This window comes from Rhizobium sp. ZPR4 (assembly GCF_040215725.1).
GTDB lineage: Bacteria > Pseudomonadota > Alphaproteobacteria > Rhizobiales > Rhizobiaceae > Rhizobium > Rhizobium rhizogenes_D.
This window is the reverse complement of the sequence record NZ_CP157968.1, coordinates 464236-489674: the sequence shown is the minus strand read 5'-3', so window position 1 is coordinate 489674 and position 25439 is coordinate 464236. Positions and strand designations below refer to the sequence as shown.

At 60.9% G+C, this 25439-nt stretch carries 23 protein-coding genes; 17 read left to right on the top strand and 6 right to left on the bottom strand.

Annotation, left to right across the window (positions count from 1 at the left end; genetic code table 11):
* Positions 1 to 7: 7 nt before the first annotated feature.
* Entirely contained in the window at positions 8 to 916 is a 909-nt protein-coding gene (locus ABOK31_RS21835; protein WP_174181509.1) for a LysR family transcriptional regulator, read from the bottom strand.
* A 258-nt stretch (positions 917 to 1174) separates the two neighbouring features.
* On the opposite strand from ABOK31_RS21835, the gene ABOK31_RS21830 reads away from it, so the two are divergent.
* Genes ABOK31_RS21830 through ABOK31_RS21810 form a run of 5 tightly spaced genes read left to right on the top strand, consistent with a single transcriptional unit; the run spans position 1175 to position 5428 of the window.
* Entirely contained in the window at positions 1175 to 1981 is an 807-nt protein-coding gene (locus ABOK31_RS21830) for a 5-oxoprolinase subunit PxpA (protein WP_174181507.1), read from the top strand.
* The gene (locus ABOK31_RS21825; RefSeq protein ID WP_174181505.1) at positions 1968 to 2210 is read left to right on the top strand and encodes an acetyl-CoA carboxylase; all 243 of its coding nucleotides are present in this window, start codon (positions 1968 to 1970) and stop codon (positions 2208 to 2210) included. Before ABOK31_RS21830 ends, ABOK31_RS21825 begins: the two co-directional genes overlap by 14 nt.
* Positions 2207 to 3592 (top strand): acetyl-CoA carboxylase biotin carboxylase subunit, encoded by a 1386-nt coding sequence (locus ABOK31_RS21820; RefSeq protein WP_349960768.1) that lies wholly within the window; start codon positions 2207 to 2209, stop codon positions 3590 to 3592. Before ABOK31_RS21825 ends, ABOK31_RS21820 begins: the two co-directional genes overlap by 4 nt.
* Complete coding sequence (locus ABOK31_RS21815) at positions 3592 to 4467, top strand: carboxyltransferase domain-containing protein (protein ID WP_349960767.1); 876 nt, start codon at positions 3592 to 3594, stop codon at positions 4465 to 4467. Before ABOK31_RS21820 ends, ABOK31_RS21815 begins: the two co-directional genes overlap by 1 nt.
* Positions 4457 to 5428, top strand: a complete 972-nt coding sequence (locus ABOK31_RS21810; RefSeq protein ID WP_349960765.1) for a biotin-dependent carboxyltransferase family protein — start codon at positions 4457 to 4459, stop codon at positions 5426 to 5428. The genes ABOK31_RS21815 and ABOK31_RS21810 overlap by 11 nt, the downstream gene beginning before the upstream one ends.
* Positions 5429 to 5502: 74 nt before the next feature.
* On the opposite strand, the gene ABOK31_RS21805 is transcribed toward ABOK31_RS21810, so the two are convergent.
* Positions 5503 to 6513, bottom strand: coding sequence for a GntR family transcriptional regulator (locus ABOK31_RS21805; protein WP_349960763.1), 1011 nt, complete (start codon positions 6511 to 6513; stop codon positions 5503 to 5505).
* Between the two features lie 540 nt (positions 6514 to 7053).
* Here ABOK31_RS21805 and ABOK31_RS21800 point away from each other — a divergent pair.
* From ABOK31_RS21800 to ABOK31_RS21745, 12 genes are all read left to right on the top strand, one after another.
* Positions 7054 to 8127 (top strand): ABC transporter ATP-binding protein, encoded by a 1074-nt coding sequence (locus tag ABOK31_RS21800; RefSeq protein ID WP_349960761.1) that lies wholly within the window; start codon positions 7054 to 7056, stop codon positions 8125 to 8127.
* A gap of 63 nt (positions 8128 to 8190) precedes the next feature.
* Complete coding sequence (locus ABOK31_RS21795) at positions 8191 to 9090, top strand: ABC transporter permease (protein WP_349960759.1); 900 nt, start codon at positions 8191 to 8193, stop codon at positions 9088 to 9090.
* A 2-nt stretch (positions 9091 to 9092) separates the two neighbouring features.
* The gene (locus ABOK31_RS21790) at positions 9093 to 9938 is read left to right on the top strand and encodes an ABC transporter permease (protein WP_349960757.1); all 846 of its coding nucleotides are present in this window, start codon (positions 9093 to 9095) and stop codon (positions 9936 to 9938) included.
* On the top strand, positions 9938 to 10678 hold the full coding sequence (locus tag ABOK31_RS21785) for a glucose 1-dehydrogenase (protein ID WP_349961257.1): 741 nt from the start codon (positions 9938 to 9940) through the stop codon (positions 10676 to 10678). The genes ABOK31_RS21790 and ABOK31_RS21785 overlap by 1 nt, the downstream gene beginning before the upstream one ends.
* A 13-nt stretch (positions 10679 to 10691) precedes the next feature.
* Positions 10692 to 11459 carry an SDR family NAD(P)-dependent oxidoreductase gene (locus tag ABOK31_RS21780; RefSeq protein ID WP_174181490.1) on the top strand — a complete coding sequence of 256 codons (768 nt, stop codon included), beginning with the start codon at positions 10692 to 10694 and terminating at the stop codon, positions 11457 to 11459.
* A 95-nt stretch (positions 11460 to 11554) separates the two neighbouring features.
* Complete coding sequence (locus tag ABOK31_RS21775) at positions 11555 to 12787, top strand: extracellular solute-binding protein (RefSeq protein WP_349960755.1); 1233 nt, start codon at positions 11555 to 11557, stop codon at positions 12785 to 12787.
* A gap of 78 nt (positions 12788 to 12865) precedes the next feature.
* Positions 12866 to 13969, top strand: a complete 1104-nt coding sequence (locus ABOK31_RS21770) for an ABC transporter ATP-binding protein (RefSeq protein ID WP_349960753.1) — start codon at positions 12866 to 12868, stop codon at positions 13967 to 13969.
* Positions 13970 to 14001: 32 nt separating this feature from the next.
* Complete coding sequence (locus ABOK31_RS21765; RefSeq protein ID WP_349960751.1) at positions 14002 to 14883, top strand: polysaccharide deacetylase; 882 nt, start codon at positions 14002 to 14004, stop codon at positions 14881 to 14883.
* Positions 14884 to 14934: 51 nt separating this feature from the next.
* Positions 14935 to 15267 carry a hypothetical protein gene (locus ABOK31_RS21760; RefSeq protein WP_349960749.1) on the top strand — a complete coding sequence of 111 codons (333 nt, stop codon included), beginning with the start codon at positions 14935 to 14937 and terminating at the stop codon, positions 15265 to 15267.
* Complete coding sequence (locus ABOK31_RS21755) at positions 15257 to 16321, top strand: GTP-binding protein (protein WP_349960748.1); 1065 nt, start codon at positions 15257 to 15259, stop codon at positions 16319 to 16321. The genes ABOK31_RS21760 and ABOK31_RS21755 overlap by 11 nt, the downstream gene beginning before the upstream one ends.
* 16 nt (positions 16322 to 16337) lie before the next feature.
* Positions 16338 to 17555 (top strand): extracellular solute-binding protein, encoded by a 1218-nt coding sequence (locus ABOK31_RS21750; protein ID WP_349960746.1) that lies wholly within the window; start codon positions 16338 to 16340, stop codon positions 17553 to 17555.
* Between the two features lie 17 nt (positions 17556 to 17572).
* Positions 17573 to 18937, top strand: a complete 1365-nt coding sequence (locus ABOK31_RS21745) for an amidase (protein ID WP_349960744.1) — start codon at positions 17573 to 17575, stop codon at positions 18935 to 18937.
* A gap of 132 nt (positions 18938 to 19069) precedes the next feature.
* Here the strand turns inward: ABOK31_RS21745 and ABOK31_RS21740 are convergent, their stop codons facing one another.
* From ABOK31_RS21740 to ABOK31_RS21725, 4 genes are all read right to left on the bottom strand, one after another.
* The gene (locus ABOK31_RS21740) at positions 19070 to 20386 is read right to left on the bottom strand and encodes an MFS transporter (RefSeq protein WP_349960742.1); all 1317 of its coding nucleotides are present in this window, start codon (positions 20384 to 20386) and stop codon (positions 19070 to 19072) included.
* Positions 20387 to 20723: 337 nt separating this feature from the next.
* Positions 20724 to 21914 carry an aromatic amino acid transaminase gene (locus ABOK31_RS21735; protein ID WP_174181475.1) on the bottom strand — a complete coding sequence of 397 codons (1191 nt, stop codon included), beginning with the start codon at positions 21912 to 21914 and terminating at the stop codon, positions 20724 to 20726.
* Between the two features lie 110 nt (positions 21915 to 22024).
* The gene (locus ABOK31_RS21730) at positions 22025 to 23242 is read right to left on the bottom strand and encodes a 2-oxo acid dehydrogenase subunit E2 (protein WP_349960740.1); all 1218 of its coding nucleotides are present in this window, start codon (positions 23240 to 23242) and stop codon (positions 22025 to 22027) included.
* A 2-nt stretch (positions 23243 to 23244) separates the two neighbouring features.
* Positions 23245 to 25323, bottom strand: coding sequence for a transketolase C-terminal domain-containing protein (locus tag ABOK31_RS21725; protein ID WP_349960738.1), 2079 nt, complete (start codon positions 25321 to 25323; stop codon positions 23245 to 23247).
* Between the last annotated feature and the right edge of the window lie 116 nt (positions 25324 to 25439).

Sequence of the window (25439 nt, the reverse complement as noted above, 5' to 3'; positions counted from 1 at the left end):
TATCGGATCAGGAATTCGTGCCCGGCAGGCTGTAGGCCTGCTGGAAATAGCGCCTGAAGGCGAGCATAGGCTGGCTGAATTCGACATTGGCGCGCCAGGCAAGCCCCACATCCATAGGCGGAACCGGGTCCTGGATGTTCACAGTCTCGATCCGCCGTCCCTCGAGCGACCAGGGACGGTGCACCATGTCCGACAAAATGGCGACGCCGAGACCGTTCGCCACCATTGATCTCACTGCTTCGATCGAGCTGGTCCGCAAAAGCACCTTCGGTTGATAGGGGCTTCTGCTCCAGTATCTCAGCGAAGAGTGGGCTGCTTCATCAACCGTCAGCATGATGTAGGGCTCCTCGGCGATTTCACGCAGGCCTATGCCGTCGCGCCGCTGCAGGTCGTGGCCGGCCGGAAGCCAGAGGCGTCTGACCGAGCTCAGAAGTGTCTCGGTCGTCAGCATCGGATTGAGAATGTTCGATGTCAGCAACACCGAGATATCATAGCGATTAGTCAGAAGCCCTTCTTCGATCGACTCGCGATTAACCTCGTAGAGCTGGATTTTCAGTTTCGGATAGAGGCGGCGGATGCGCTCGATATGCAGCGGCAGGAAATAGCCGATGACGGTATAAGTGGCGGCAACGACGAGCTCCCCCTCGATATCGCTGCTGACCAGATTGAGATGGGTCGCTTCATCGACCTTTGCCAGAATCTCATAGGCATGGGACAGGAATTGCCGGCCGGCCGTGGTCAGCTCCATGCCCTGTGGCGTGCGGTTGAACAGCGACACGCCGACCGTCAGTTCGAGATCCTTGATTGCCGCCGTGACGGCAGACTGCGAGATCGAAAGGCTGACCGCCGCATGCGAAATCTGTCCATATTCGGCTGTCGCAACGAAATAGCGAAGCTGCCGTAGACTGAGACTCATGAAGCTCTTCCCATCTATTTATCTGAAAACAGCTTCGATGTTTTAGATTTCGTGGATCTAAAACGAGCTGATTTCCGATAAATCTTGCGCAAATTTTGTATGCTATTGATATTAATTAATATTTTCTGGCGCAATTTTGAGCACTGATATCAATTTATCAGATATTGAGACTTTGAAAATTGTATTTTTCAAAGGCCATCTTTGCCTCTAGCGTTTTGACATCGGTCCTGAGCGGGACGCAAGTGCGAGGGAAGGCATTTGAAGGAAGCTGTCGATATCAATTGCGACATGGGGGAGGCCTTCGGCCGATGGCGGATCGGCGATGCGCATGACGAGGAACTTATCTCGCTCGTCAGCTCGGCGAATATCGCCACCGGCTTTCACGCGGGCGATCCCAATCTGATGGATGAAACCGTGCGGATGGCGGCCGCTCATGGCGTCGGCGTCGGTGCCCATCCTGGCTATAACGATCTCCAGGGTTTCGGACGGCGGAAGATTAATGGCACAAGCCGCGAGATCGTCAATGATCTCATCTATCAGGTCGGCGCGCTGCGGGAATTTGCCAGGCGCTACGGTGTGCCCGTGCAGCATGTAAAGCCGCATGGCGCCCTCTACATGGAACTGGCGGCAAACCCCGATCTTTCGCAGATCTTCATCCAATATATGCGCACCGTGGCGCCGAACATGTTTGTTTTCTGCATGGATGGCTCGGCAACCTGCCTTGCCGCGCAGGAAGCCGGCCAGCCTATCGTCCGCGAGTTCTATGCCGATCGCGACTACGGTGACACGGGCTGGATCGTTTTTACCCGGGATGCCGGTCGTCCCGATCCCAAGGCGATCGCCCGCAAGGTCGTAAGAGCCTGTACCGAGGGCGTTGTCCGCACCATCAACGGTGCGGATATACCGATCGCTTTCGATTCCATCTGTTTTCATTCCGATACTTTGGGTGCGCTCGATATCGTGCGTCATATGCGCGAGGCCCTCATTGCTGAGGGCATCAGAATTGCGCCCGTTTCGCAGATTTTGAACAACGACGCAGCGCGGAGGTCCCATGAGCAAGCTTGAGATCAGATCACCCCTTCCGGGAACTTTCTATAGGGCCTCCTCTCCAGACCTGCCGCCGTTCAAGGCTGATGGCGATGCCGTTGCCGCAGACGACACGATCGGCCTCATCGAGGTCATGAAGACCTTTCAGCAAATACCGGCCGGGCTCGATGGCAAGAACATCACCTTCCTCGTCGACAACGAAGAGCCTGTCATGGCCGGTCAGATCATCGCGGAGGTGGACCCATGACGATCCGCTCCGTTCTGGTCGCCAATCGCGGTGAAATCGCCGTCAGGATCATAAAGGCTGCCAAGGCGCTCGGCATTCGCACCGTGCAGGTCCATAGCGCCGCCGACGCCGATATGCTTGCCGTGAAGTTGGCGGACGAGGCGATCAATATCGGCTCGCCGGCTCCGAAGAAATCCTATCTGAACGTTGAAGCCATCGTTTCGGCGGCTCGGTCGGCAGGCGTCGATGCCGTGCATCCGGGATATGGGTTCCTGTCCGAAAACGGAGATTTTGCCGATGCCGTCGAGAAGGCCGGCATGATCTTCATCGGGCCGAGCGGCGAGGCGATCCGGCTGCTTGGCGACAAGGTGGCCGCGCGCGCGATTGCTGCACGCGCTGGCGTGCCGACGGTGCCTGGCAGCGACGGCCGTGTTGCCGATATCGGTGCCGCCGAGGCGATTGCTGAGAGCACTGGCTTTCCGGTCATGATCAAGGCCGCAGCCGGCGGCGGTGGGCGCGGCATCCGCATCGTCCAATCGCTTGCTGAACTCAGGGAACAGTTTCCGCTGGCCTCGGCGGAGGCGGCTGCTGCTTTCGGAGATGGCGGCCTCTACATGGAGAAGGTCATCACCCGCGCTCGCCACATCGAGGTGCAGATCTTTGGCGATGGGCAGAATTTTGTGCATTGCTTCGAGCGCGAATGCTCGTTGCAGCGTCGTCGCCAGAAGGTTTGGGAGGAAGCGCAGGCCTTCCTGCTGCCCGATGATATCAGGCAGCGCCTTTGCGCCAGCGCCGTGGCCCTTGCGGCGGAGGTTGGCTATCGCGGCGCAGGGACGGTCGAATATCTCTACGACGAGCATAGCAGGCAGTTCTATTTTATCGAGGTGAACACGCGCATCCAGGTCGAGCATCCGGTGACGGAGATGATTACCGGCATCGATCTGGTGCAGGAGATGTTCAAGGTCGCGGGCGGCGCTCCTTTGTCACTGTCGCAATCCGATATTCGGGCGCGTGGTCACGCCATCGAGTGCCGGATCAATGCTGAGGACCCGGCCAAAAGCTTTCTGCCGGCACCGGGCACTGTGACGCGGCTTTCGATTCCCGAGGGCGAGGGCATCCGTTTCGATACGATGCTTTATGCCGGCTATACCGTGCCGCCCTTCTACGACTCCCTGCTCGGCAAGCTGATCGTCTGGGCCGAGGATCGCAATACCTGCCTCGACAGGCTGGCGAGCGCCCTTTCCAATCTGACGATCGAAGGCTTGCCGACGACGATCCCTTTGCACCTGGCGCTCGCCCGCGATCCGTCGGTGCGCAAGGGTGCATTCCACACGCGTTTTCTCGAATCCTGGCTGGAGACCGATTTTTCCGCGGTTAACGGCATAGCCGCGGAGGTTGCCTGATGCCAGCTCGCTTTACGTTCGGAGGTGACGAGCATCTTTTCGTCGAATGCAGCGACGAGATGTCGCTCGAAGCCTTCTTCAAGAGCCTGTCGATGGCCAAAGGCGTGCGCGAGAGCGCGATTAGGGGTGTCACCGAAATCTGCCCCGCCAACGCGTCCTTCCAGATCAAGTTCGATCCGGATCTGATCAAGCCGGACGATCTCTTGCGCGAGGTCAAGGCAATCGAGGGCGCGGCCGAGAAGGCGGAGCCGGTCATCACAACCCGTATCGTCGAGATCCCGGTCTTCTACAATGATCCCTGGACGCATGAGACGCTGATGCGCTTCCGCGAGCGGCATCAGGAGCCGACCGGCACCGATCTCGACTATGCCGCCAGGATCAACGGCTATGACGCGGTGAAGGATTTCATCTCGGCGCATGCCGGATCGCCATGGTTCGTCTCCATGGTCGGCTTCGTCGCCGGATTGCCGTTCATGTATCAGATGGTGGAGCGGCAGCGGCAGATCGAGGTGCCGAAATATCTGCGCCCGCGCACCGATACGCCGCGGCTGACTGTGGGACATGGCGGCTGCTTCGGCTGCATCTATTCGGTGCGCGGGGCAGGCGGCTATCAGATGTTCGGCATCACGCCGATGCCGATATTCGACCCCTCGCAATCGACGAGCTACCTGCGCGATTTCATGGTGTTCTTTCGCCCCGGCGACATCGTGAAATTCCGGCCTATCGATCGTGACGGCTATGACCAGGCGGTCGAGGATGTCGACAAGGGTCGCTTCGCTCCGCCGATCCGTGAGGTCAGTTTCGATCTTAGGCAATACCAGGCCGATATCGACGGATACAACGCCAAGCTGGAGGGCGCGCTATATGGCCATTAAGGTTCTTCATCACGGCCTTTCCACCACCATTCAGGATCTCGGACGGCCGGGCTATTTCCATCTCGGCATTCCCGTCGGCGGTGCCATGGATCGCTATGCCATGCGGGCGGCAAATCTTCTTGTCGGCAATGACGAGGGCGCAGCCGGGCTCGAAGCTGTCTTCATGGGTCCGAAGCTCGAATTTCTGGACGATGCCCTGATTGCGGTCACCGGCGCCGACATGCCGGTCAGGATCGATGGCGAGCTGCAGCCGGGATGGACCGCGCTCAAGGTGAAGGCGGGGCAGACGGTAAGCTTCGACTTTCTGAAATCCGGGGCACGGATCTGCATTGCGGTGTCGGGCGGCATCGATGTTCCCGAAGCTTTGGGCAGTCGCTCGACTTATGCGATCGGTGCGCTGGGCGGCCTGAACGGCAGGGCCATTGCTGCCGGAGATGAGCTTCCCGTCGGTCCGGGCTCGATGGCAAGCGCGGGTCGGTCCGTTCCGGAAGAGTTGCGCCGCAAACCCGACACGCCGGCAGAGCTCAGGGTCTTGCCTGGGCTCTATTGGGATCGGCTGACTAAGGAGACAAAGAGCAACTTCTTTGCCGATCAGTGGAAGGTGGCGCCGGAGGCCGATCGCATGGGCTATCGCTTCCGCGGCGGCCGCAAGCTCGAATTCGTGGAGCGCAAGCAGCCATTCGGCGCGGGCTCGGACCCCTCCAATATCGTCGATAGCTGCTATCCCTATGGCTCAATCCAGGTGCCGGGCGGGACAGAGCCGATCATCCTGCATCGCGATGCCGTCTCCGGCGGCGGCTATTTCATGCTGGGAACGGTGATCTCAGCCGATATGGATCTCATCGCGCAATTGCAGCCGCATATGCCGACGCAGTTCGTGGAAGTTACCATGGATCAAGCATTGGCGGCGCGGGCGGACGGGCAGGCGTTGCTTGCGCGCCTTCGCGCCGCTCTGGCTTAGAGGGGTAACGAATGGCCGCCTTCCCGATCCCAGGCTTCCCGAACAGATGCAATGCGATCGGGGTCGACCGTGTCTCACTCGAGAACGCGGGTCAGATAGGCGGCCGTCACGCCGGGGCCGGGGATGATAGCGACGATCTTCATTTGCGCGATCGTCCGGTTAACGGAAGCCTCGAGATGGCTCTCCATCATCGCCGCCGCCGCCTTCACGGCGCCCCGCAGCAGCAGTTCCACGATCAGACGCAGCTCCGTGATGATGGCGGGGTCGCCGGGCAGGCCAAGCCGCCGCAGCAATCGTTCCGTTGCCGTGACAGGAAGCAGGTTGTTGCGTATGGATTCTTTCAGCCGTTCGTTCGGCGTCGCGAGGATGCAGATATCGATGAAGTCGGCATGGATGGTTTCCTGCGCTGCCAGATGATCGGCCGCCTCGCGCCGCTCGAGATCGCTAAGGCGCAGAAACAGGCCGTTCAGCCGTTCCCGGTCGACCCGACCGGCGCCGGCGACCAGGGCCTGCGGTTCCAGCATGCCGCGCAGACCGTAATGATCCTTGATCATCTGCGCCGTCAGCGGGCCGGCGATCCAGTGGGACGACTGGTTTTTGCGCACGAGACCGCGTTCACGCAGACGGGTCAGCACGTCCCGCACGACGGTGCGGCTGACATTGAAGTGGTCGGCAAGTTCGATCTCGATGATGCGATACTGGCCGAAGACGACACAGCCGGCGACGTCTGCCTCGACGGTATTATAGATGCGCTCCCAGGAGGAGCGGCTCTGCAAAGCCTCGTCGGCATGGCGCGGGATGGTCAGGCCGAGCGTCTTGATATCGGTGCGGTTCGGCTCGATGCCCCGGCCGGCGGGGCCGACGAGATAGCCGCGTCCGTCGAAGCGATGCACCAGGCCTTCGCTTTCCAGCGTCTGCAATGCCCGCTGCACGGGCGCGCGCGAGATCTGCAGAATATCGGCGATCGGACCTTCGAGCAGCACCACGCCTTGCGGCAGCGTATGGTCTTCGATGTTGCTGCGCAGAACATCCTCGGCGATCTCGTAGCGCTTTTGCGCATTGGGGCGCGCACGGTCTTCGGTCATCTGATGCAATGGACTCACGTCGTTCTGATGCCTCACTCTTACGCGTTTTGTTGCGCCAACATAGCGCAAAAATAAATGAATATTGAATACAAAATATGTTTTTAAATCGCGATTTTGATTGACTACGTTGCGACATCAGTCGGTGATCATGGTCGCGAGACGTGCTTTTTGCTGAATGACTATCGAGCGTGAGTGCCGCGATCGGTGCTTGCTATAGGCGTTTCTCTGTCGAGTTTACGCAATGGTTGCAGCCTTTATGTCTTTCGCTTTTCTTCAGGTGCAATTTATCAATTTTAAGATCCGGCTTTTAGAAAAAAGTCTATTGAATACAAAAATCATTTATGTAATGCTCTCAACATCAAGGCGCTCGTCAGAAGCGCCGCAGGTGGAACTCTTTGAAACGCCAAGGAACATCTCTTTGACGCGCATGTGATCATGCGCGAGTGCAGACCGACGTTTGGTGTCCGGATCGATGCGATTCCGGCGATGGCGGTGCTTTGCCTGAAGGATGGTCCTTGCCTGGAAACTGGTAGGAAATCGGTGTCGACCGTTCTTCAGCTCAGCCAAGTCACCAAGTCCTATGGCGCGTCAGCCGCGCTGGACAGGGTGGATTTCTCTTTGCCCGACAACGCCTATGTCTCGCTGCTCGGTCCGAGCGGCTCCGGCAAGACGACGCTGCTGCGCGTCATCGCCGGCTTCGAGGAGCCGGATGCCGGTTCGATCCTCTTTCACGGCAAGCGGCTTGATGGCGTGGAGCCGCATGACCGCGGTATCGGCTTCGTCTTTCAGAACTTCGCTCTGTTCCCGCATCTTTCCGTCGCCGAAAACGTCGCTTTCGGCTTGCGCAACCGCAAGGTCGATCCCGTGACCGATCCGCGCGCCTTGGCAAAGCGGGTTCAGGACATGCTGTCGCTGGTCGGTCTCAAGGGATTTGACGATCGTGCGGTCACGCAGATTTCCGGCGGCCAGCGCCAGCGCGTCGCCTTGGCACGCACGCTGGTGACCGAGCCGAAGATGGTGCTGCTGGACGAGCCGTTGGGCGCACTCGATGCCAATCTGCGCGGCCGCATGCGCAACGAACTCAAGACCATCCGCGAGCGCTGCGGTGTGGCCTTCCTCCATGTGACAGGCAGCGAATCCGAGGCCCTGGCGATGGGGGACTTGGTGCTTGTGCTTGATCGCGGCCGCATCGCCCAGGCCGCCGCTTCCGATGTGGTCTATAATCGTCCGGCCACCGCTTCGGTTGCCCGCTTTCTCAACTGCTACAACCTCTTTGCCGGCGATGTCGTCGAGGATGCTTTCGTCGGGCCGGCCGGCCGCTTTCCTTTGAATGGATCGCGCAGAAAAGCGCCGCAGCCGGCCTACGCGATCCGCTACGATCGCGTGTCGATCCGTCTTCGCGGCGCGGCTCTCTCGGATGACGAGGTGGGTATCGAGGCCGATTTCATCGCCAGCGAATATTCCGGGGCGGCGGTCAATTCCTTCTTTGCGCTCGATGGCGGCCACGTCTTCGAAGTCGAATCCCATCTGAGCCACGCCCGTCCGCCGGTCTTTGTCGAGAAGGACCGCTATGCGCTCGTCTGGAAGAAGGAGGATGCCCTTGTCTTCGGTTGATGTGGGGTTTTCGGCTGATGTGAGCCCTTCGAAACCTTCCGGACCCTCCAAGGAGAGCGAGATATGACCATGGTCGCGACAAGCGAGGAAGCCGTGCAGGAAAGCCCAACCGTGCGCCGGAAATCGAAGAAGACGCTCTGGCTCCTGGCCCCGGGCATGATCTGGATGGTCGCCTTCCTCGTGCTGCCCATCCTGATGATGGTCTATGTTTCCTTTTGGACGCAAACGACCTTCAAGATCGAGCCGACGCTGACCTTGCAGAGCTGGATCACCTTCCTGACGAGCGCCACCTATCTCGGCGCGCTTTGGACAACCATCCGCATCTGGCTGCTGGTGCTGGTATCGACACTCGTCGTCGGCTATCCGGCGGCGCTTTTCGTTGGCCTCCTAGTCAAGAACAAGACGTTGCAGACCGTGCTTCTTGTGCTCTGCGTCATCCCGTTCTGGACCTCCTTCCTGATCCGCGTGCTTGCCTGGCGGCCGATGCTCGGGACCGAGGGTGCGATCAACATGATCCTGATGAATCTGGGCGTCATTCGGCAACCGATCGAGGTGCTGTTGTTTTCGGAGCTATCCGTCATCATCGGCATGACGCAGATCTACTGCGTGTTCATGGTCGGGCCGATCGCCTTCATGATGGGCCGTATCGACGCGTCGGTTATCGAAGCGGCCCAGGATCTTGGCGCGGGCTTCTGGCGCATCTTCCGCACCATCATCCTGCCGCTTTCGATGCCCGGCGTGGTGGTCGGCGCGATTTTCGTCTCCGTCATGGTTCTCGGCGAATTCGCAACGTCCGCCGCCCTATCCGGCCGCAAGGTCAATCTGCTCGGCAATATCATCGTCACCCAGGTCGGCTCGTTGAAATGGGCCTTCGCCGCGGTCGCCGGCGTCGTTCTGACAATCATCATGGGTGCTGTCGTCGCAGCCCTGCTCAAGGTCGTCGACCTCAGAAAGGAGCTTTGATCATGAATGCTGGCGGCATCAAGCTCGGCCTGGGCGTCTATACGACCCTCTTTTTGATCTTCCTCTACGGACCCCTAGTGGTTCTGGCGATCCTGTCGTTTCAGACCGGTCCGGAGGGCGGTCCGCAATTTCCGATCATCGAATGGTCGACCTATTGGTATCGGCATCTGTTCGGTCTGACGCCGCCTTCGCGCATCGCGCCCCTGCCGATCGATCAGGCGCTGATCCGCTCGCTTTTACTGGCGCTGATGACCATGATCGTCTCGACCGTGCTCGGCGTCATGTCCGCCCAGGCCTTTCGCCGCAAGTTCCGCGGCTCGGGCGTCGCCTTCTACCTGATCGTTCTCGGCATGATGGTGCCGGGCGTGCTGGTCGGCCTCGGCATGGCGCTCGTCGCCAATGCTTTCGGCATCGACCGGCACTGGTGGAGCACCGCCTTCGTCCTGCATGTCGTCTACACCTTCCCCTTTGCCTTCCTGGTCATGCTCGCGATCTTCAACAGGTTCGATCCGAGCATGGAGGAAGCCTCGTGGTCGCTCGGCGTTACCCCGGTACGCACCTTCCGCAAGGTCACGTTCCCGCTGATCTTCCCGGGCGTGCTCTCGGCCATGCTGTTTGCCTTCACGCTCTCCTATGACGAGTTCTCGCGCACCCTGTTCGCCTCCGGCCGCGAGCTTACCTTGCCGCTTGCCATCTATGGCACCTTCTCCGTCGAGGTGCATCCGAACGTCTTTGCCTTCGGCGTCCTGACCACGCTGTTTTCCTTCGCGCTCCTTGGCACTTACGCGATCCTGATGGGCCTGTCGGTGCGACGCGCCAAGCGTGTCCGCATTCAGGAGGACGCATGATGACGCAGAAGGTTTCCGCGATTGTTACAGGTGCAGGCTCCGGTATCGGCCGCGCCATTGCGCTGCGCCTCGGTGCCGATGGTTATGCCGTTCTGGTCAATGACCTCTCAGTTGAGCGAGCCGAAGCAGTCGCCTCGGAGATCAACAAGGCGGGCGGTGCGGCGACCGCGATCGCCGGCGACGTTGCTAGTCCCGAGGATGTGGCGGCGATCCATGCCGCTGCAAAGGCTTCACATGGCGACGTCGCCCTTCTCGTCAACAATGCCGGCATCGCGCATCAGGCGGCATTCGAAAACCTCGAACTTGCGGATTTCGACCGGATGTTTGCGGTGCATGTGCGAGGCACCTTCCTGATGACCAAGGCCGTCCTACCGTCGATGCTGGCGCGCCGCGAGGGCGTCATCGTCAACATCGCCTCTCAGCTCGGGCAGATCGGCGGCATCGAGCTTGTTCATTATTCAGGCGCCAAGGCCGCGATCATCGGCATGACCAAGGCGCTCGCCCGCGAGGTCTCAAGCCGTGGTGTGCGCGTCAATGCTGTGGCGCCCGGACCGATCAACACGCCGCTGGTGCTCGGTCTTTCCGAAGAATGGCGCGAACGCAAGAAGCGCGAATTGCCGCTCGGCCGCTTTGGCGAGCCGGAAGAAGTGGCCGCGACCGTGGCGTTCCTGGCGTCGCCGGCAGCGAGCCTCTTCGTCGGCCAGACGCTCGGACCGAATTCCGGCGACGTGATGCTCTGAAGGAGAAAAGCAGATGGACTGTGTAGAGAAGCGGGTTGTCATCGTCACGGGCGCGGGCATCGGTATCGGCCAGGCGGCAGCCAAGGCTTTTGCTGCGCTCGGCGACCACGTCGTCGTCACCGACATCCTCGAGAAGGAAGGCGAGCAGACGGTTCGCGACATCCTTACCGCCGGCGGTTCGGCCGAATTCCATCTCTACGACGTCCGCTCGACGGATGCCGCGAACAAGCTCGTTGCCAGTATCGAGGCGCGCTTCGGCAAGATCGACGTCATCGTCGCGAACGCCGGCATCGCTCATCGAACGCCGCTCGGCGAACTTACCGACGACAAATGGGATCTGACCATGGATGTCGACCTGAAGGGTATTTTCAAGCTGGTGCGTGCCGTGGTGCCGGGCATGCGTGCCCGCAGATCCGGAAGCATCGTCGCGCTCTCCTCGATCATGGGCGTCGCCTACGGGTGGGACGAGCATGTCCATTATTCAGCGGCGAAATCCGGGGTCGTCGGGCTGGTTCGCGGGCTTGCCGTTGAACTGGCGAAGGATGGCATCAGGGTCAACGGCATTGCGCCGGGCTACATCCGCACCGCCCAGCTTCTTTCGGAAGAGAATTCGCTCGGCCCCGCAGGCGCGGAGAAGGCAGCCGAGTTCATTCCGATGGGCCGACTCGGCGAGCCGGAAGACATCGCCGACGTGATCGCATTCCTCGCATCGAACGGCGCGAGATACATGACCGGCCAGGTTCTGGTCGTGGATGGTGGCCTCCTCGTGGGGCGGTACTGATCGTCACCGTCCCGGCGATGGCCGGGCAGGGCGATACGGCAATGAAATAGGCCCACCAAGGGCTCAGGGAACAGCAATCAGCACTGGAGAACAAAATGTCCAAAATGGAAATGAACAGACGCTCTCTGTTGAAGCATTCCGCCGGCGTGATGGCGCTGGCGATCGGAGGCGGCACACCGTTCCTGTCGTCACGGGCCGCTTACGCACAGGCAAGCGGTCTTGCCAAGCAACAGCTGCGCACGATCGGGCTTTCCGTCACCGTCCAGGAACGTATCCTTGATGACTTCCGCAAAGCGAGCGGCGTTGGGCAGACCTCCGGTACGGCCGCGACCTTTCCGGACGCGCAGACCAAGATCCTTTCCGGCTCCAAGGATTACGATTGCTGGGAGATCATCGGCGAGCGTTTGCCGTCGATCGTCATGACCAACAATGTCGAGCCGGTTCCGGCAGCCTCCCTGAAGAACTGGGCCAATATCCGCGATACCTTCACCACGCCTTCCGACAAGTGGGGGCCGAAGCAGCAGATCGTCGGCCAGATCTGGGCCGATGACGCCAAGACCACGCTGAACATGGTGCCTGCGGTCTATAACTACGATTCCATCGGCTACAATCCGGACGTTCTCTCGGCCGAAGAAGCCAACACCTGGTCGGCGATCTTCGATCCGAAGTGGAAGGGCAAGTCTGGCCTCAACACCGATCCGCTGATCGCCTTCGGCCAGGCCATCATGGCGATGAACACGCTTGGCCTTCTGAACGTCAAGAACCCCGGCAACCCGAGCACGGCTGAAATCGATGAGGCGGCGAAGTTCCTCGTGTCCAAGAAGAAGGACGGGCAGTTCCGCGCCCTGTGGGGCGATTTCGGCGAGTTGGTCAACCTGATGGCATCCGGCGAAATGGTCGTCTGCGACGCCTGGCAGCCTGCCGTCATGGCGGTCAAGGCCCAAGGCAAGGCGTGCAAATATGCCGTGCCGAAGGAAGGCTATCGCGGCTGGGCGATCGGCCCGTCGATGATCGCAGGCACGCCGAACAAGGAAGCCGTGATCGCCTATGCCGATTACTGGCTCTCGGGCGAACCAGGCATCACCGTTTCCGAGCAGGGCTACTACTCGCCATCGACCAATATCGAGAAGGTCATGGCGCCGGACAAATATGCCTTCTGGTACGAGGGCAAGCCCTGGGTCGGCGCCGCCGAGCGCGGCATCAAGGAAGGCGACCTGCGCGATGGCGGCTCGCTGGCGGAGCGCGCCAAGAACGTCGCCTACTGGCACCAGTGGCCGGGCGAATACGACCATCTCGTTCAGAAGTGGGATGAATTCCTCAATGCGTGATGCGGTGGCGTCCGCCATCCATTCTCAGCTCTGCGAGGAGGCGATGTCCGCCTTCTCGTCCACGCCCGGAGATCGCTCGTGATGTATGATTTGGAACTCATCAATGTCGGCAAGGTCTATGACAATGGCACGCCAGCCGTCATCGACTTCAATCTTTCGATCAAGAAGGGTGAATTCATCGCCTTCCTCGGCCCGTCGGGCTGCGGCAAGACGACGACGCTTCGCATGATCGCCGGCTTCGAAAGCATTTCCTCCGGCAACATGATGATCAAGGGCGAGCGCATGAACGATGTCAGGCCGCAGAACCGGCCGACATCGATGATCTTCCAGAACTATGCGCTTTTTCCGCATATGACGGTTCGCCGGAACGTCGGATACGGCCTGGAGGTCAAGGGTATGGCGAAAGCCGAGCGGGATGCGCGGGTCGACCGTATCCTCGCCACCCTCGGGCTGGAGGATATTGCCGAGCGGAAGCCTGACAAGCTTTCCGGGGGCCAGCGTCAGCGCATCGCGCTTGCGCGCGGCCTCGTGGTCGAGCCGGACGTGCTGCTTCTCGACGAGCCGCTGGGCGCTCTTGATGCCAATCTGCGCAAGGCGATCCAGAACGAACTCAAATTGCTGCAGAAGAGGCTTGGGGTGACCTTCGTCTTCGTGACTCATGCCCAGTCGGAAGCGCTGGCGCTGTCCGACCGCATCGTCGTCATGAACCAGGGCAGGGTGGAGCAGATCAGCCCGCCGCATCAGCTCTATACACGCCCCGACACGCCATTCGTGGCGCAGTTCATCGGCCGCAACACCATCTTCGAAGGCGAGGTTGCCGGCGCCAGGGCCGACAGCACATTCGTCTCGACCTCGTTCGGCACGCTGTCGGGCTTAGCCAATGGCGGCCTCTCCAGCAAGGTCAACATCGTCATCCCTTCGGAGGCGATCGAGGTTCATGCGGCGGGCGGCTCGATGCGCGACGATCTCGCCCGGGCCTTCGGCGGCAATGTGGTCGGGGCGCGTGTCGAGCGTTTCGATGTGGTTGGCCACATCTCGCAGATCGGCATCAGCCTGTCCGATGGCCGCGGGCTCGCGCTCGAGGCGCATGTCGACAAATACCGGCCCGGCGCTTTTCCCGTCGGCGCCGAAGTTATGCTTACCTGGGATGCGGCCGATGCGACCGTCATCCCAGCTCATTGATAATTGAAAACCCGATCGAAGGAGGTACTCCCATGGCAAAGGAAATCTTGTGCAGTTTTGGCGTCGACGTCGATGCTGTGGCTGGCTGGCTCGGCTCTTATGGCGGCGAGGACTCGCCCGATGATATCTCAAGAGGGCTCTTTGCCGGCGAAGTCGGCAGTCTGCGGCTGGTGAAGCTCTTCGAGCGCTTCGGCATCAAGACGACCTGGTTCATTCCCGGCCATTCGATTGAGACCTTTCCGGAGCAGATGCAGGCGGTGGCCGATGCCGGCCATGAAATCGGCATCCATGGCTACAGCCACGAAAATCCGATCGCCATGACGCGCGAGCAGGAGACGGAAATTCTCGACAAGTGTATCGAGCTTGTCACCAAGCTTTCCGGCAAGCGTCCGAGCGGCTACGTCGCCCCCTGGTGGGAATTCTCCAATGTGACCAATGAGCTGCTTTTGGAGCGTGGCATCAAATACGATCACTCGCTGATGCACAATGACTTCACGCCCTATTATGTGCGCGTCGGCGACAGCTGGACGAAGATCGACTATTCGCGCAAGCCGTCGGACTGGATGGTGCCGCTGAAGCGCGGTCAGGAAACCGATCTGATCGAAATTCCGGCATCCTGGTATCTCGATGATCTGCCGCCGATGATGTTCATCAAGAAATCCCCGAACAGCCACGGCTTCGTCAATCCGCATCATATCGAGCAGATGTGGCGCGATCAGTTCGACTGGGTCTATCGCGAGATGGACTATGCCGTCTTCCCGATCACCATACATCCGGATGTCGCCGGGCGTCCGCAGGTGCTGATGATGCTGGAGCGGCTTTACGCGCATATGGTCAAGCACCCCGGCGTGAAGTTCGTGACGATGAATGAGATCGCCGACGATTTCGCAGCCCGCTTTCCGCGCAAGAAATAGCCGGCTATTCTAAAGCAGCGAGAGCATCAATTTTGAAGGAGGCGGATCGCCATGTGTTCACTCTGCGGCGTGCTCGGCGGCAATGAGCACTGGACGGACGCGGCGGCACGGCCGGGCGTCTTCACGCGCAATCACGCCAGCGTCGACCGGCGGCGCGAGCGTGCCGAGCGGGTGCGCGCCGCCAACGAGATGCTCTCGGGCTTCGGCCTTACCCTCACCGACTGGCAGGGCGCATCCTTCGTGCTGTCGACGCGAACGGGCAAGAGCGAGATCATCGAGGATCTCGGTCACCTCTGGCCGGCGGCCGAAAGGCTCGTCGGCCAGCCCTGCGATCCGCTCGACGATGCCTTCATCGTCCGGATGGAGGCACGGCATGTCGGTTGAAGCGAGCGGCTTTCTACCGATCAACCTGCTGACGGGTTTCCTCGGTTCCGGCAAGACGACGCTGCTGAAGCGCATCCTCGCTGATCCGGTTTTCGCCGATACGGCGGTGCTTATCAACGAATTCGGCGAGATCGGGCTTGACCACGATCTTGTCGAAAGCGTCGATGGCGAGATGGTACTGCTGCGTTCCGGATGCGTCTGCTGCACCGTGCGCGGCGAGCTAGCAGCCGCGCTCAAGGAGCTTTATTCCCGCCGCGAACGCGGGTTGCTGCCGCCGTTCCGGCGCGTCATCATCGAAAGCACGGGTCTTGCCGATCCATTCCCGGTTCTGTCGACCATCAAGGCCGACCCGGTGCTGCGGCATCATTTTTGCGCCGGCAACGTGATCACGACGGTCGATGCGGTGAATGGGCTGCGCCAGCTCGACACCTATATCGAATCCAACCGGCAGGCCGCGGTTGCGGATCGGCTGGTCCTCACCAAGACCGATCTTGATACTGACGACGATGGAGAGGCTCTCCATGCTCGTCTTCGCGGGCTCAATCCTGATGCCCGGGTTCTGATCGCGGCCGATCCGGATCTCGATCTCTCCTCGCTGGTCGCCGTCCAAAGCGACGTCTCGTCCAGTAGCAGTCTGTCGCAAAGCGGCTTTTATTGCGAGGAGCCGGTGCAGCTCGTCTCATCGGACGGCGTGGCGCATCAGGCGGCCATTTCCTCGATCTCGCTCAGCATCGACCGGCCCGTCGACTGGACGGCCTTCGGGCTCTGGCTGATCATGTTGCTCAATCGGCATGGGGAGCGTGTGCTGCGGGTGAAGGGTATCCTCAACCTTAGCGGCGAGGAGCGCCCCGTTGCCGTTCACGGCGTCCAGCATCTGGTTCATACACCGGTGCATATGGATGGATGGCCTTCGGAAGATCGCACCTCGCGGCTGGTCTTCATTCTGGACGGGCTTGACGGCGCTCTCTTGAAACGCTCTTTCGAAGCCTTCACACTGGCGCGCATGTCGCAGATGCCACTCGCTGCATCTGGCCCGATCGCCGCGGCGCGATGAGACAACCGGTATCCACATGAACAAGCATCAATCCGTCGCAAAAAACCTGGCTGCTCCCGCCTTGCATCTGGCCGGCCGGCCGCGCTTGCGCGTTCTCGGCACCGCGATCTCGCTGCTGGAGGAGTTGCGTCTGCACGCTGAGGACGATCTCGGCATCGACGTGACGTTCGACAACAATGACTTCCTGACGACGCAGTTCAAGGCCGCGCGAGAACCGGAAACCTACGACATCTACGATCAATGCTTCCACAATCTCGATATCGTCTGGCACTGGCGCGCGATCCAGCCCGTCGACACCCAGCGCATCGTGCTTTGGGACGAGGTCAACGACTTGACGAAAACAGGCCATATCGGCCCCAACCCCAGAATGGGGCTTGGCGATGTGCCGGCGCGCAAGCTCTTCGTTCAGCCCAATCTTGCGCTCGGTGACACACCGTCGCGCTTCATCTCCATGCTGCCGACCACGCATAATTTCGACAGTTTCGCCTATCGGACAGATCTGGCGCCGAACGGCGTCGGCATGCATTCCTGGGGCGCTCTTTTCGATGAGCGCTGGGCGGGCAGGGTGGCGCTGGTGGATGAGCCGGCCATCGGCATTTTCGATGCGGCGCTGGCGGCACAGGCAGCCGGCCTCATGTCGTTCGACGATATCGGCAACATGTCGGTTCAGGAGATCGATCAACTGATCGATCTCCTGGAGGAGCGCAAGAAGGCTGGCTTCTTCCGCGATTTCTGGAAAACCGCCGAGGATGCGGCGCGGCTGATGATTGCCGGCGAGACCAGCGTTCAGAGCATGTGGTCGCCCGGTATCGGCATCCTGAATTCCAAGGGCTCTCCGGTCGAGCAGGCCGTGCCCGCCGAAGGTTACCGCGCCTGGCACGGCGGGCTGTGTCTTTCGAAACAGTTGAGCGGTCGCCTCCTCGATGTCGCCTACGACTATCTGAATTGGTGGATCTCGGGCTGGCCGGGCGCCGTGGTCGCGCGGCAAGGTTATTATATTTCGACGCCGCAGCGCTCCCGCCAGTTCATGACGCAGGCTGAATGGGATTACTGGTACGAAGGTGCCGCTGCGAGCGAAGATCTGCCCGGCCCGGATGGGCAGATGCGGATCAGAAAGGGATCGGTGCGCAGCGGCGGGTCCTATTGGCAGCGCGCCAATTGCATTGCCGTCTGGAATACGACAATGGATGAGCACAATTATCTGGTTCGCCGCTGGATGCAGCTAGTCGGCTGAAGAGGAGAGCAGGGCCAATGACACAGACACATCTCGGCAAATCGATCGCACAGCTCTCGGTCTTGATCCAGTCCGGCAATCTCGATCCGGTCGCGTTGGCCGAAGAGACCCTCGATGCGATCCGGACTTATAAGGATCAGGCGATCTTCACGCGGCTCTTGGAGGCGCGCGCGATGGAAGAGGCGGCAGCTTCGTCCAGACGGCTGCGCGAGGGACGTTCGCGCGGGTTGTTGGACGGTGTTCCCGTCGCGTGGAAGGATCTTTTCGCGATCGCCGGCCTGCCGACGACCGCCGGGTCGATCGTGCTTGCCGATGCCGAGCCCGCACAGGATGATGCTGATGTCGTAAAAGCGCTGAAGGCTGCGGGCATGGTTGCCGTCGGCCAGGTCAATATGAGTGAATTTGCCTTTTCCGGCCTCGGCCTCAACCCGCATTACGGCACCCCACTCAATCCCTTGGCTACGGATGTGCCGCGAATTCCGGGCGGTTCGTCTTCCGGTTCCGCCGCCGCCGTCGCGGCTGGCCTGGTGCCGGCCTCGATCGGTACAGACACGGGCGGCTCCGTGCGCATACCGTCCGCCTTCAATGGCCTTGTGGGTTACAAGGCCAGCCGCGGCCGTTACGGCATGGCCGGCGTCTTTCCGTTGGCGAGCAGCCTCGACTCGCTTGGGCCTTTGTGCCGCAGCGTTCAGGACGCCATATGGGTCGATGCCGCGATGCGCGGCCATTTCAGACCCGAGGTCGAACGTGCCGATCCTGCTGGGGTTTCCATTGTGGTGCCGACGAATGTCGTCATGGACAATGCCGAGGATGGTGTCATTGCGGCCTTCGAGGTGGCACTTGCGCGCTTGAGCGCCGCCGGCGTCAAGATACGACGGGCCGCTTTTCCAGCCTTCGAAAAGCTGTTTGACGTGATGGCCAAGAATGGGCCGCTGGCAACCGCCGAAGCTTTCGCGCTGCATCACCGCCGGCTGGCGGGACCGGAGGCCGAAGCCATGGATCGGCGTGTCGTGGCACGCACGCGCCTGGGCGAGAAGATCACTTTGGTTGATTATCTGGACACACTCAAGGTGCGCGAACAGTTGATCAGGGAGGTTGATGCATCGCTTGGGCCGAACGAATTCATCGCCTATCCGACAGTCGTCCATGTCGCGCCCGCGCTTGCGCCGCTGGAAGCCGACGACGAACTGTTCGCGAAGGTCAATGGCCGGACGCTCCGCAATACTTTGATCGGCAATTTTCTCGATTGGTGCGGCGTATCGCTGCCTTGCGGCACGGGCGATGCAGGCATGCCTGTCGGCTTCCTGCTGTCGGCTCCGAAGGATCAGGATGAACGGCTGCTAGGTGTAGCGATATCGCTCGAGGAGATCGTTGCCGGTTAACGCAATTCCAGCAAAAGCGCATGGCGGCCTCCTGCCCGCGCTTGTATGGAGCGATGCACTTCGCCAGACTTTCTCCCCGCTCACCTCGTTTATGCGGCAAGGAGAGGCGGGGATCGAAAGCGGCTTGTCCGTTCAATGCGTGCGGCTCGCCGGTTCGGCATCGGCGATCCAGCGGCGATGCGAGCCGAGCGCGATCAGCAGCACCACCGACAGGAAGCAGCAGCCGGCGAGGATGTAGAAACCGATATCGCCATTGCCCGTGGCGGCATCGACATAGGCCTTGATCTGCGGTGAGGCGAAGCTGCCGAGATTGCCGAGTGAAACGATGAAGGCAATGCCGCTCGCCGCACCGACGCCGCCGAGATAACGGGTCGGCAGGCTCCAGAAGACCGGCTGGGATGAGGCGAGCCCTGGAACCGCGATGCAGGCGGCAATCACCATCACCCAGGGGTTCATCGTCAGGCCGATCGTTCCAAGCGCAATGGTGCCTGCCGTCAGCATGGCGATGCAGACGATGCGATGGTTGTCGTGTTTGTCGGCATAGACGGTGAAGAAGCGCGTCGCGAAAAGCGCGCAGAGCCAGGGCAGGCCGAGCAGGACGCCGACCCAGGTATTGACGCCGCCGCCGAGCGCCTGCGCAAGCCGCGCCGGCAGGTAGAAGGTGATCGGGCCGACGCCGATCTGGATGAAGAGATAGATGCCGATGAAGGCGAGAACGCGCCAGTCCTTCAAGACGCTGAAGACGGAGTGCTTCACCTCGGAAAGCTTGCTGCGCTCCTCCGCCTCGATCACGGCGTTCAGGGCATTTTTCTCCTCTGCTGTCAGCCATTTGGCTTCGTTGGGACGGCTGGTCAGGAAGAAGAGCGCCAGGATGCCGACGACAGTTGCCGCCAGGCCCTCAACCGCAAACATCCATTGCCAATTGGTAAGGCCGAGGACGTCGTGATGGGTGAGTAGCCAGCCGGAAAGTGGTGCTCCGATTACAAGCGATAGGGGGACGCCGAGATAAAAGAGGCCGGTAGCGCGCGCCCTCTGCTTGGCGGGGAACCAGTAGGTCAGGTAAAGCAAGACGCCCGGATAGAAGCCGGCTTCGCAGACGCCGAGCAGGAAACGAACGATGTAGTAGCTCGTTGGCGTGTGGGCAAAGACCATACAGGCCGAGACGATACCCCAGGTGATCATGATGCGGCTCAGCCACAGGCGGGCGCCGACGCGCTGCATGATCAGGTTGCTCGGCACTTCGAAGGTGGCATAGCCCAGATAAAGGATGCCGGCGCCGAAGGCATAGGCCGCGTCCGAAATGCCGGTATCAGCCTGATAGGCTGTCTTGGCGAAGCCGACATTGGATCGATCGAGAAAGTTCAGGATCAGCATCAAGCCCAGAAAGGGCAAAAGGCGAATGGTCGCCTTGCGCACGGCGCTTTGCAGCGCCGGATTGTCGTTTGTCATATTTCACTCCTCCCAAAGGCAGAATGCCTCGCAGCGAGACCATCGCGGGCAAGGCTGCCTTCATGCTCGAACCGGACCTCGATCCGGCCATTGTCGTCATGGGCACCAAAACAGCGGCCATATATGCATATACGCAGAATATATTTATGTATGAAAAGGTCAATAGGCGCGAAACCGCAGGCACTCGGTCCGCCTGCAGATCGAACGAGCGTTCAAGCGGCTGTGGGTAAGGGTGGTCTTGCCGAATTGGGCGCACAGCAAAAGCTTCGGCCGGCGAGCCGATTAGCGCTTTCCGATCAAACCCTTGCGCGAAACGCAGGGCTATCTTGGTGCATATTCAGGCCAGATAGGGACCGATGCGCTCCGCCACCGATGCGACATCTGTAACCCGCATCCCAGCCACGTTGATCCTGCCGGAATCCGGCATGTAGATGCCGTGTTCTGCTCGAAGCTGCCGGACATTTTCCGGAGAGATTGGCAGGAGGGAGAACATGCCTTCCTGGGAACCGATATGGGCAAGTTCGGGACGGAATTGTGCAAAGGCTTCGGCGGCGGCTTGGCGGATTTCGGCGATGCGGCTGCGCATTTCGCCGAGTTCGTCGACCCAGGCCTGGCGCCGCGACGGGTCCTGCAGGATCGCCGCGACGATCGCAGCCCCGTGCGCCGGCGGCATGGAGTAGCTGGTGCGGGCATGGCTTGCCAGATTGCCGACGCCCTTGTTCAACGGTGCCTGCTGATCCCCGAAAAGATAGACTGCGCCTGTGCGCTCCCGATAGAGCGAGAAGGACTTGGAGCAGGAGACGGCAACCATCGCTTCGCCGACTGTTTCGATGACATCAATCATGCCGGCTGCGTCTTCGACCCGGCCGTGCCCAAGGCCCTGATAGGCATTGTCGAAGAGCGGCAGCAACCCCTTGCTGGCGACGATCTCGGCAATGTCCAGCCAGTTCTGCGATGACAGTCCCGCGCCTGTCGGGTTATGGCAGCTCGTCTGCAGCAGCACTGCATCGCCGGGGGCTGCATTCCGCAAGGTCGTCAGCATCTCGTCGATGAGAACGGTCTGCTTGCCGATATCGAAGAAGCGATAGGTTCCGACCTGAAGGCCGACGGCGGCGAAGATTGCCTGATGGTTGACCCATGTCGGCGTGCCGATCCAGATCTTCCGTCGCTTGTCGAGGGCGAGCAGTTCCGCAGCCAGGCGCAAAGCGCCGGTGCCGCCGGGGGTCTGAATTCCGGCGAGCAGCCTGCCGCCATGGCGTTCACCGAAGGTTTCGAGCGCCAGCGCGCGCAGGAAGGCGGGATCACCCTCTGGGCCGATATAGGATTTGGACTCTTGGGTTTCCCAGAGATAGTGCTCGGCCGCCTTGACGGCTCTCATAACAGGGGTGCGGCCGGTCTCGTCGCGATAGACGCCGACGCCGAGGTCGATCTTTCCGGATCGCGGATCGGCTGCGAACTTGGCAATCAGTTCAAGCAGAGGGTCCGGCTTCTGTTCCGTCAGGCTATCGAAAAACGCTGTCTTGTTCATTTTTTCCTCCCGTCCGCTCCATTGATGCAAGCTGCTGCGCTTGCCTTGCTGACCGCTTTATTGTCCGTGCGGGCGCGCGGCAAGCATCAGGGATGTCTGCAGCTGCCCATTCAATGAGGCCAGTTCTGCAGAACCCGTACGAATTCGGTCAGCCAGGCATTCGTTTGATGCCCGTCCAGGGAGCGATGGTCAATCGTCAAGGACACGTAGGCCATCGGACGAATCTGGATCGTATCGACGCCATCGATCTCCCGCACCACGACACGCTTCTCCAGCTTGCCGATGCCGAGGATGGCGGATTGCGGCTGGTTGATGATGATGGGGGAGGCGAGCAGCGAGCCCGAAACCCCGTGGTTGGAAATCGTGAAGGTTCCGCCCTTCAGCTCGTCGCCCTTGAGGCTATTGGATCGGGCTCTGTTCGTCAGATCCTGGAGCCGGGCGGCAATCGTCTCAAGCGAGAGGCTTTGCGCCTGCCGGATGATCGGCGCGACCAGGCCTTTGTCGCCCAGGGCGATCCCAACGCCGATATTGACGTCTTCGAATATCTCCAGGCCGTCATCGTGCCACTGGCTGTTGACTTCAGGTACGAGTTTCATGGCCGCAACGGATGCCGCCACGAAATAGGCGGTGTAGGAGAGGTTTACGCCTTCGGCCTTCATGCGGTCCTTGTGGCTTTCGCGATGGCGCATGATGGCGGTGAAATCCGCCTCGAAGATTGCCGTGACCTGAGGTGCCGCCGCCAGCGATTGGGCCATATTCCTTGCGATCCAAAGCCGCATCGCCGAATGGGGGACGATCCGCGATTTGCCGTCAACCTGGGTGACTGGCGAGCGCTGCTTGGTTGCGGCCTGCCACGATACCGGCGCCGATGGATGCGTCTTGCCGGCTTCCAGCGCATGATCCATGTCGGCGCGCGTGATCCGTCCGTCCCTGCCGCTGCCCGTCAGGCTGGCCGGGTCGATCCCGTATTCTTCGGCAGCCTTGCGAACGGCCGGCGAATAGTAAGCGGCGGCGGAGGCCGCGACAGGCGAGGCCGGCTCTATCGGCAATGAAGCTTCGGCTGCCAGCGCTGCAATTCCGTTCGCATTCTCGATGCTCATTCGTCCGAGGATCGCGCCGGGCACGGCATCATCGCCATCCGACATGGCGATTTCGCTCAAGATGCCGTCGCATGGTGCCGCTATCTCCTGAGTGACTTTATCGGTTTCCAGTTCGACAAGCGCATCGCCTTCCCGAACATGATCGCCGATCTGTTTCAGCCAGTTGCGGACGACGGCTTTCGTGCCTTCCTGTTCGATCGGAGCTGTGATCTCGATGGTATCAGTCATCCTTAGAACTCCAGGATTTCGGCAATGCGCCTGGCGATCCGTTCGGTGGACGGTACGGCCCAATCGAGAAGAACGGGATTATGCGGGCTCGGAATATCCGGCATTGTCAGGCGAGAGACGGGAGCGTCGAGATCGGTGAATGCCTTGTCCGCGATGACAGCGGCAATCTCGGCGCCGAACCCCGCGGCTTCAAGGTCCTCGTGGACGATGAGGCAGCGATGCGTCTTGGTGACCGAAGCAAGCACGGCCTCCTGATCCCAGGGCATCAGCGTACGGAGATCGATGACGTCGGCGGAGATGCCTGCGGCTGCTTCCTCGCAGCGATGCACCATGGCGCCCCAGGTAACGATGGTGATGTCGCTGCCGGTCCGTGTCAGCTTTGCCTTGCCGAAGGGCAGCGCGAAATCGTCGCCGGGATAAGGGCGGCGCGCCCAAGCATGATCGAGCATCGCCCGGTGTTCGAAGAAGATGACGGGGTCGTTGCCGCGGATCGAGGTGCGCAGCAGGCCGACGGCATCCTCTGCATTCGAGGGAACGGCAACCTTCCAGCCCGGTTGATGGACGAAGGCCACCTCGTTGGTCTGGCTGTGCCAGGGATCGCCACACTTGAAGAAACCGCCAGGCATGCGCACCACGACCGGAGCCGCGAAGCGATTGTTGGTGCGCCAGCGAATGGTGCCGCAATCGTTCAGCTGTTCGGTCGCCGGCTCGGCATATTTCCGAAACTGGATTTCGGGGACGGGCACGAGCCCGGCCAGCGCCATGCCGACGGCGCGGCCGATAATGCCCTCTTCGGACAAAGAGGTGTCGAAAACGCGCTCGTTGCCGAATTTCTCCTGCAGGCCGAGGGTCACGGCATGCACGCCGCCCTTGGGGCCGATATCCTCGCCGAACATGACGACGCGCTCATTGATCGCCATCTCGTGTTCGAGCGTTCTGCGGATCGCTGTGACCATGTTGATGCGCGGGCCGGCGGTTTCGGGCTCGGCCGCTGTCACCGGCGCCACATATCCGGATGGATGCTGGCCGCCCATCGTCTGCATGTCGCCGTCGAAGAACACATGGCGGGTCACGGTGGAGGGATCGGCGACCGGCCGGTCTTCGGCTGCTACGCGGGCGCTTTCGGCCATCTCGTGCGCTTCACTTTCGCAGGCATCCCATTCCTGTATCGTCATCACGGCGGGAACGAGAAAATCCTTCAGGCGCGGCAAGGGATCGCGCTCCCATTCGCGCCTCACGGTTTCCTCGCTCTTGTACGTCTGTGTGTCTTGGAAGCTGTGACCCTCAAGGCGCGGCACCGTCAGCCGCAGGAGAGCGGGCTTGCGCTCCTCGCGAACGAAGGAGACGGCTTCCTGCACCAACCGCGCTGCCTCGGCGGGGTCGCAGCCGTCGCCATCGAAGATTGCGAGGTTTTTCCAGCTGGCGAGATTGGCGGCGATATTGCCACCCGGCGTCTGCGCCGTCGAAGGCACCGAAATACCAAAACCATTGTCCTCGATGTAGAACAGCATCGGCAGTGCCTGCGTCGTTGCGGCGCTCAGAGCCGCCCAGAAGCCATTCGAGGCGACGGACCCGTCGCCGCCAAGCACGACGCCGATATCCCGCGCATACTCCGCGCGTCCAAGCGTAGTGGCATAATATTTCATCGCCTGCGCCCAGCCGGCCGTCGGCGTGTATTGCGCGCCAACGCCGCCGCACATGGGCAAGGCGGAGGCACCCGAGCGGTTCGGATAGTTGAAGACGACGCCGATATCCCTGCCGTCCGAATAGCCGCCGGCGCGGCCCATGGCGGAGCCGAGCGCATCGGCTGGGTCGACGCCGAGCGAGAGCAGCAGAGGCCGCGAGCGATAGTAGCCGCAGGTAGCGTCATGCCGGCCCGTCAACTGCATTCCGAGGAGGATTTGCGCCATGTCGTGGCCGCGCGCCGAAAACTGATAGAGAACCTTCTTTTCCGGGACGAGACGCTTCTCTTCCATCTCGTCGAGGCTTCTGGAAAGGTGGACGAGGTAGGCCACTCGGCGCCAGTCGAGGCGATCGTCGGGCGAGTTTCGCTCATGATTCTTGAAGGCTAGTTGGGCCATGTGATTCTCCTCCATATGGCTCCATGATTCTAATTCGGAACACCCGCGCTATTCCTTTCAATTTGCTAGGTTTCGCTATAGTGTTTGAAACACGTGTTTCACAAATGGCAGATTTT

Bases quoted from the DNA above. Each gene is read 5' to 3' on its own strand.
- ABOK31_RS21805 (WP_349960763.1), bottom strand. From the start codon at position 6,513: ATGACCGAAGACCGTGCGCGCCCCAATGCGCAAAAGCGCTACGAGATC.
- ABOK31_RS21815 (WP_349960767.1), top strand. From the start codon at position 3,592: ATGCCAGCTCGCTTTACGTTCGGAGGTGACGAGCATCTTTTCGTCGAA.
- ABOK31_RS21775 (WP_349960755.1), top strand. From the start codon at position 11,555: ATGTCCAAAATGGAAATGAACAGACGCTCTCTGTTGAAGCATTCCGCC.
- ABOK31_RS21730 (WP_349960740.1), bottom strand. From the start codon at position 23,242: ATGACTGATACCATCGAGATCACAGCTCCGATCGAACAGGAAGGCACG.
- ABOK31_RS21735 (WP_174181475.1), bottom strand. From the start codon at position 21,914: ATGAACAAGACAGCGTTTTTCGATAGCCTGACGGAACAGAAGCCGGAC.
- ABOK31_RS21820 (WP_349960768.1), top strand. From the start codon at position 2,207: ATGACGATCCGCTCCGTTCTGGTCGCCAATCGCGGTGAAATCGCCGTC.
- ABOK31_RS21745 (WP_349960744.1), top strand. From the start codon at position 17,573: ATGACACAGACACATCTCGGCAAATCGATCGCACAGCTCTCGGTCTTG.
- ABOK31_RS21795 (WP_349960759.1), top strand. From the start codon at position 8,191: ATGACCATGGTCGCGACAAGCGAGGAAGCCGTGCAGGAAAGCCCAACC.
- ABOK31_RS21725 (WP_349960738.1), bottom strand. From the start codon at position 25,323: ATGGCCCAACTAGCCTTCAAGAATCATGAGCGAAACTCGCCCGACGAT.
- ABOK31_RS21785 (WP_349961257.1), top strand. From the start codon at position 9,938: ATGACGCAGAAGGTTTCCGCGATTGTTACAGGTGCAGGCTCCGGTATC.
- ABOK31_RS21740 (WP_349960742.1), bottom strand. From the start codon at position 20,386: ATGACAAACGACAATCCGGCGCTGCAAAGCGCCGTGCGCAAGGCGACC.
- ABOK31_RS21765 (WP_349960751.1), top strand. From the start codon at position 14,002: ATGGCAAAGGAAATCTTGTGCAGTTTTGGCGTCGACGTCGATGCTGTG.
- ABOK31_RS21810 (WP_349960765.1), top strand. From the start codon at position 4,457: ATGGCCATTAAGGTTCTTCATCACGGCCTTTCCACCACCATTCAGGAT.
- ABOK31_RS21780 (WP_174181490.1), top strand. From the start codon at position 10,692: ATGGACTGTGTAGAGAAGCGGGTTGTCATCGTCACGGGCGCGGGCATC.
- ABOK31_RS21835 (WP_174181509.1), bottom strand. From the start codon at position 916: ATGAGTCTCAGTCTACGGCAGCTTCGCTATTTCGTTGCGACAGCCGAA.
- ABOK31_RS21825 (WP_174181505.1), top strand. From the start codon at position 1,968: ATGAGCAAGCTTGAGATCAGATCACCCCTTCCGGGAACTTTCTATAGG.
- ABOK31_RS21790 (WP_349960757.1), top strand. From the start codon at position 9,093: ATGAATGCTGGCGGCATCAAGCTCGGCCTGGGCGTCTATACGACCCTC.
- ABOK31_RS21750 (WP_349960746.1), top strand. From the start codon at position 16,338: ATGAACAAGCATCAATCCGTCGCAAAAAACCTGGCTGCTCCCGCCTTG.
- ABOK31_RS21760 (WP_349960749.1), top strand. From the start codon at position 14,935: ATGTGTTCACTCTGCGGCGTGCTCGGCGGCAATGAGCACTGGACGGAC.
- ABOK31_RS21755 (WP_349960748.1), top strand. From the start codon at position 15,257: ATGTCGGTTGAAGCGAGCGGCTTTCTACCGATCAACCTGCTGACGGGT.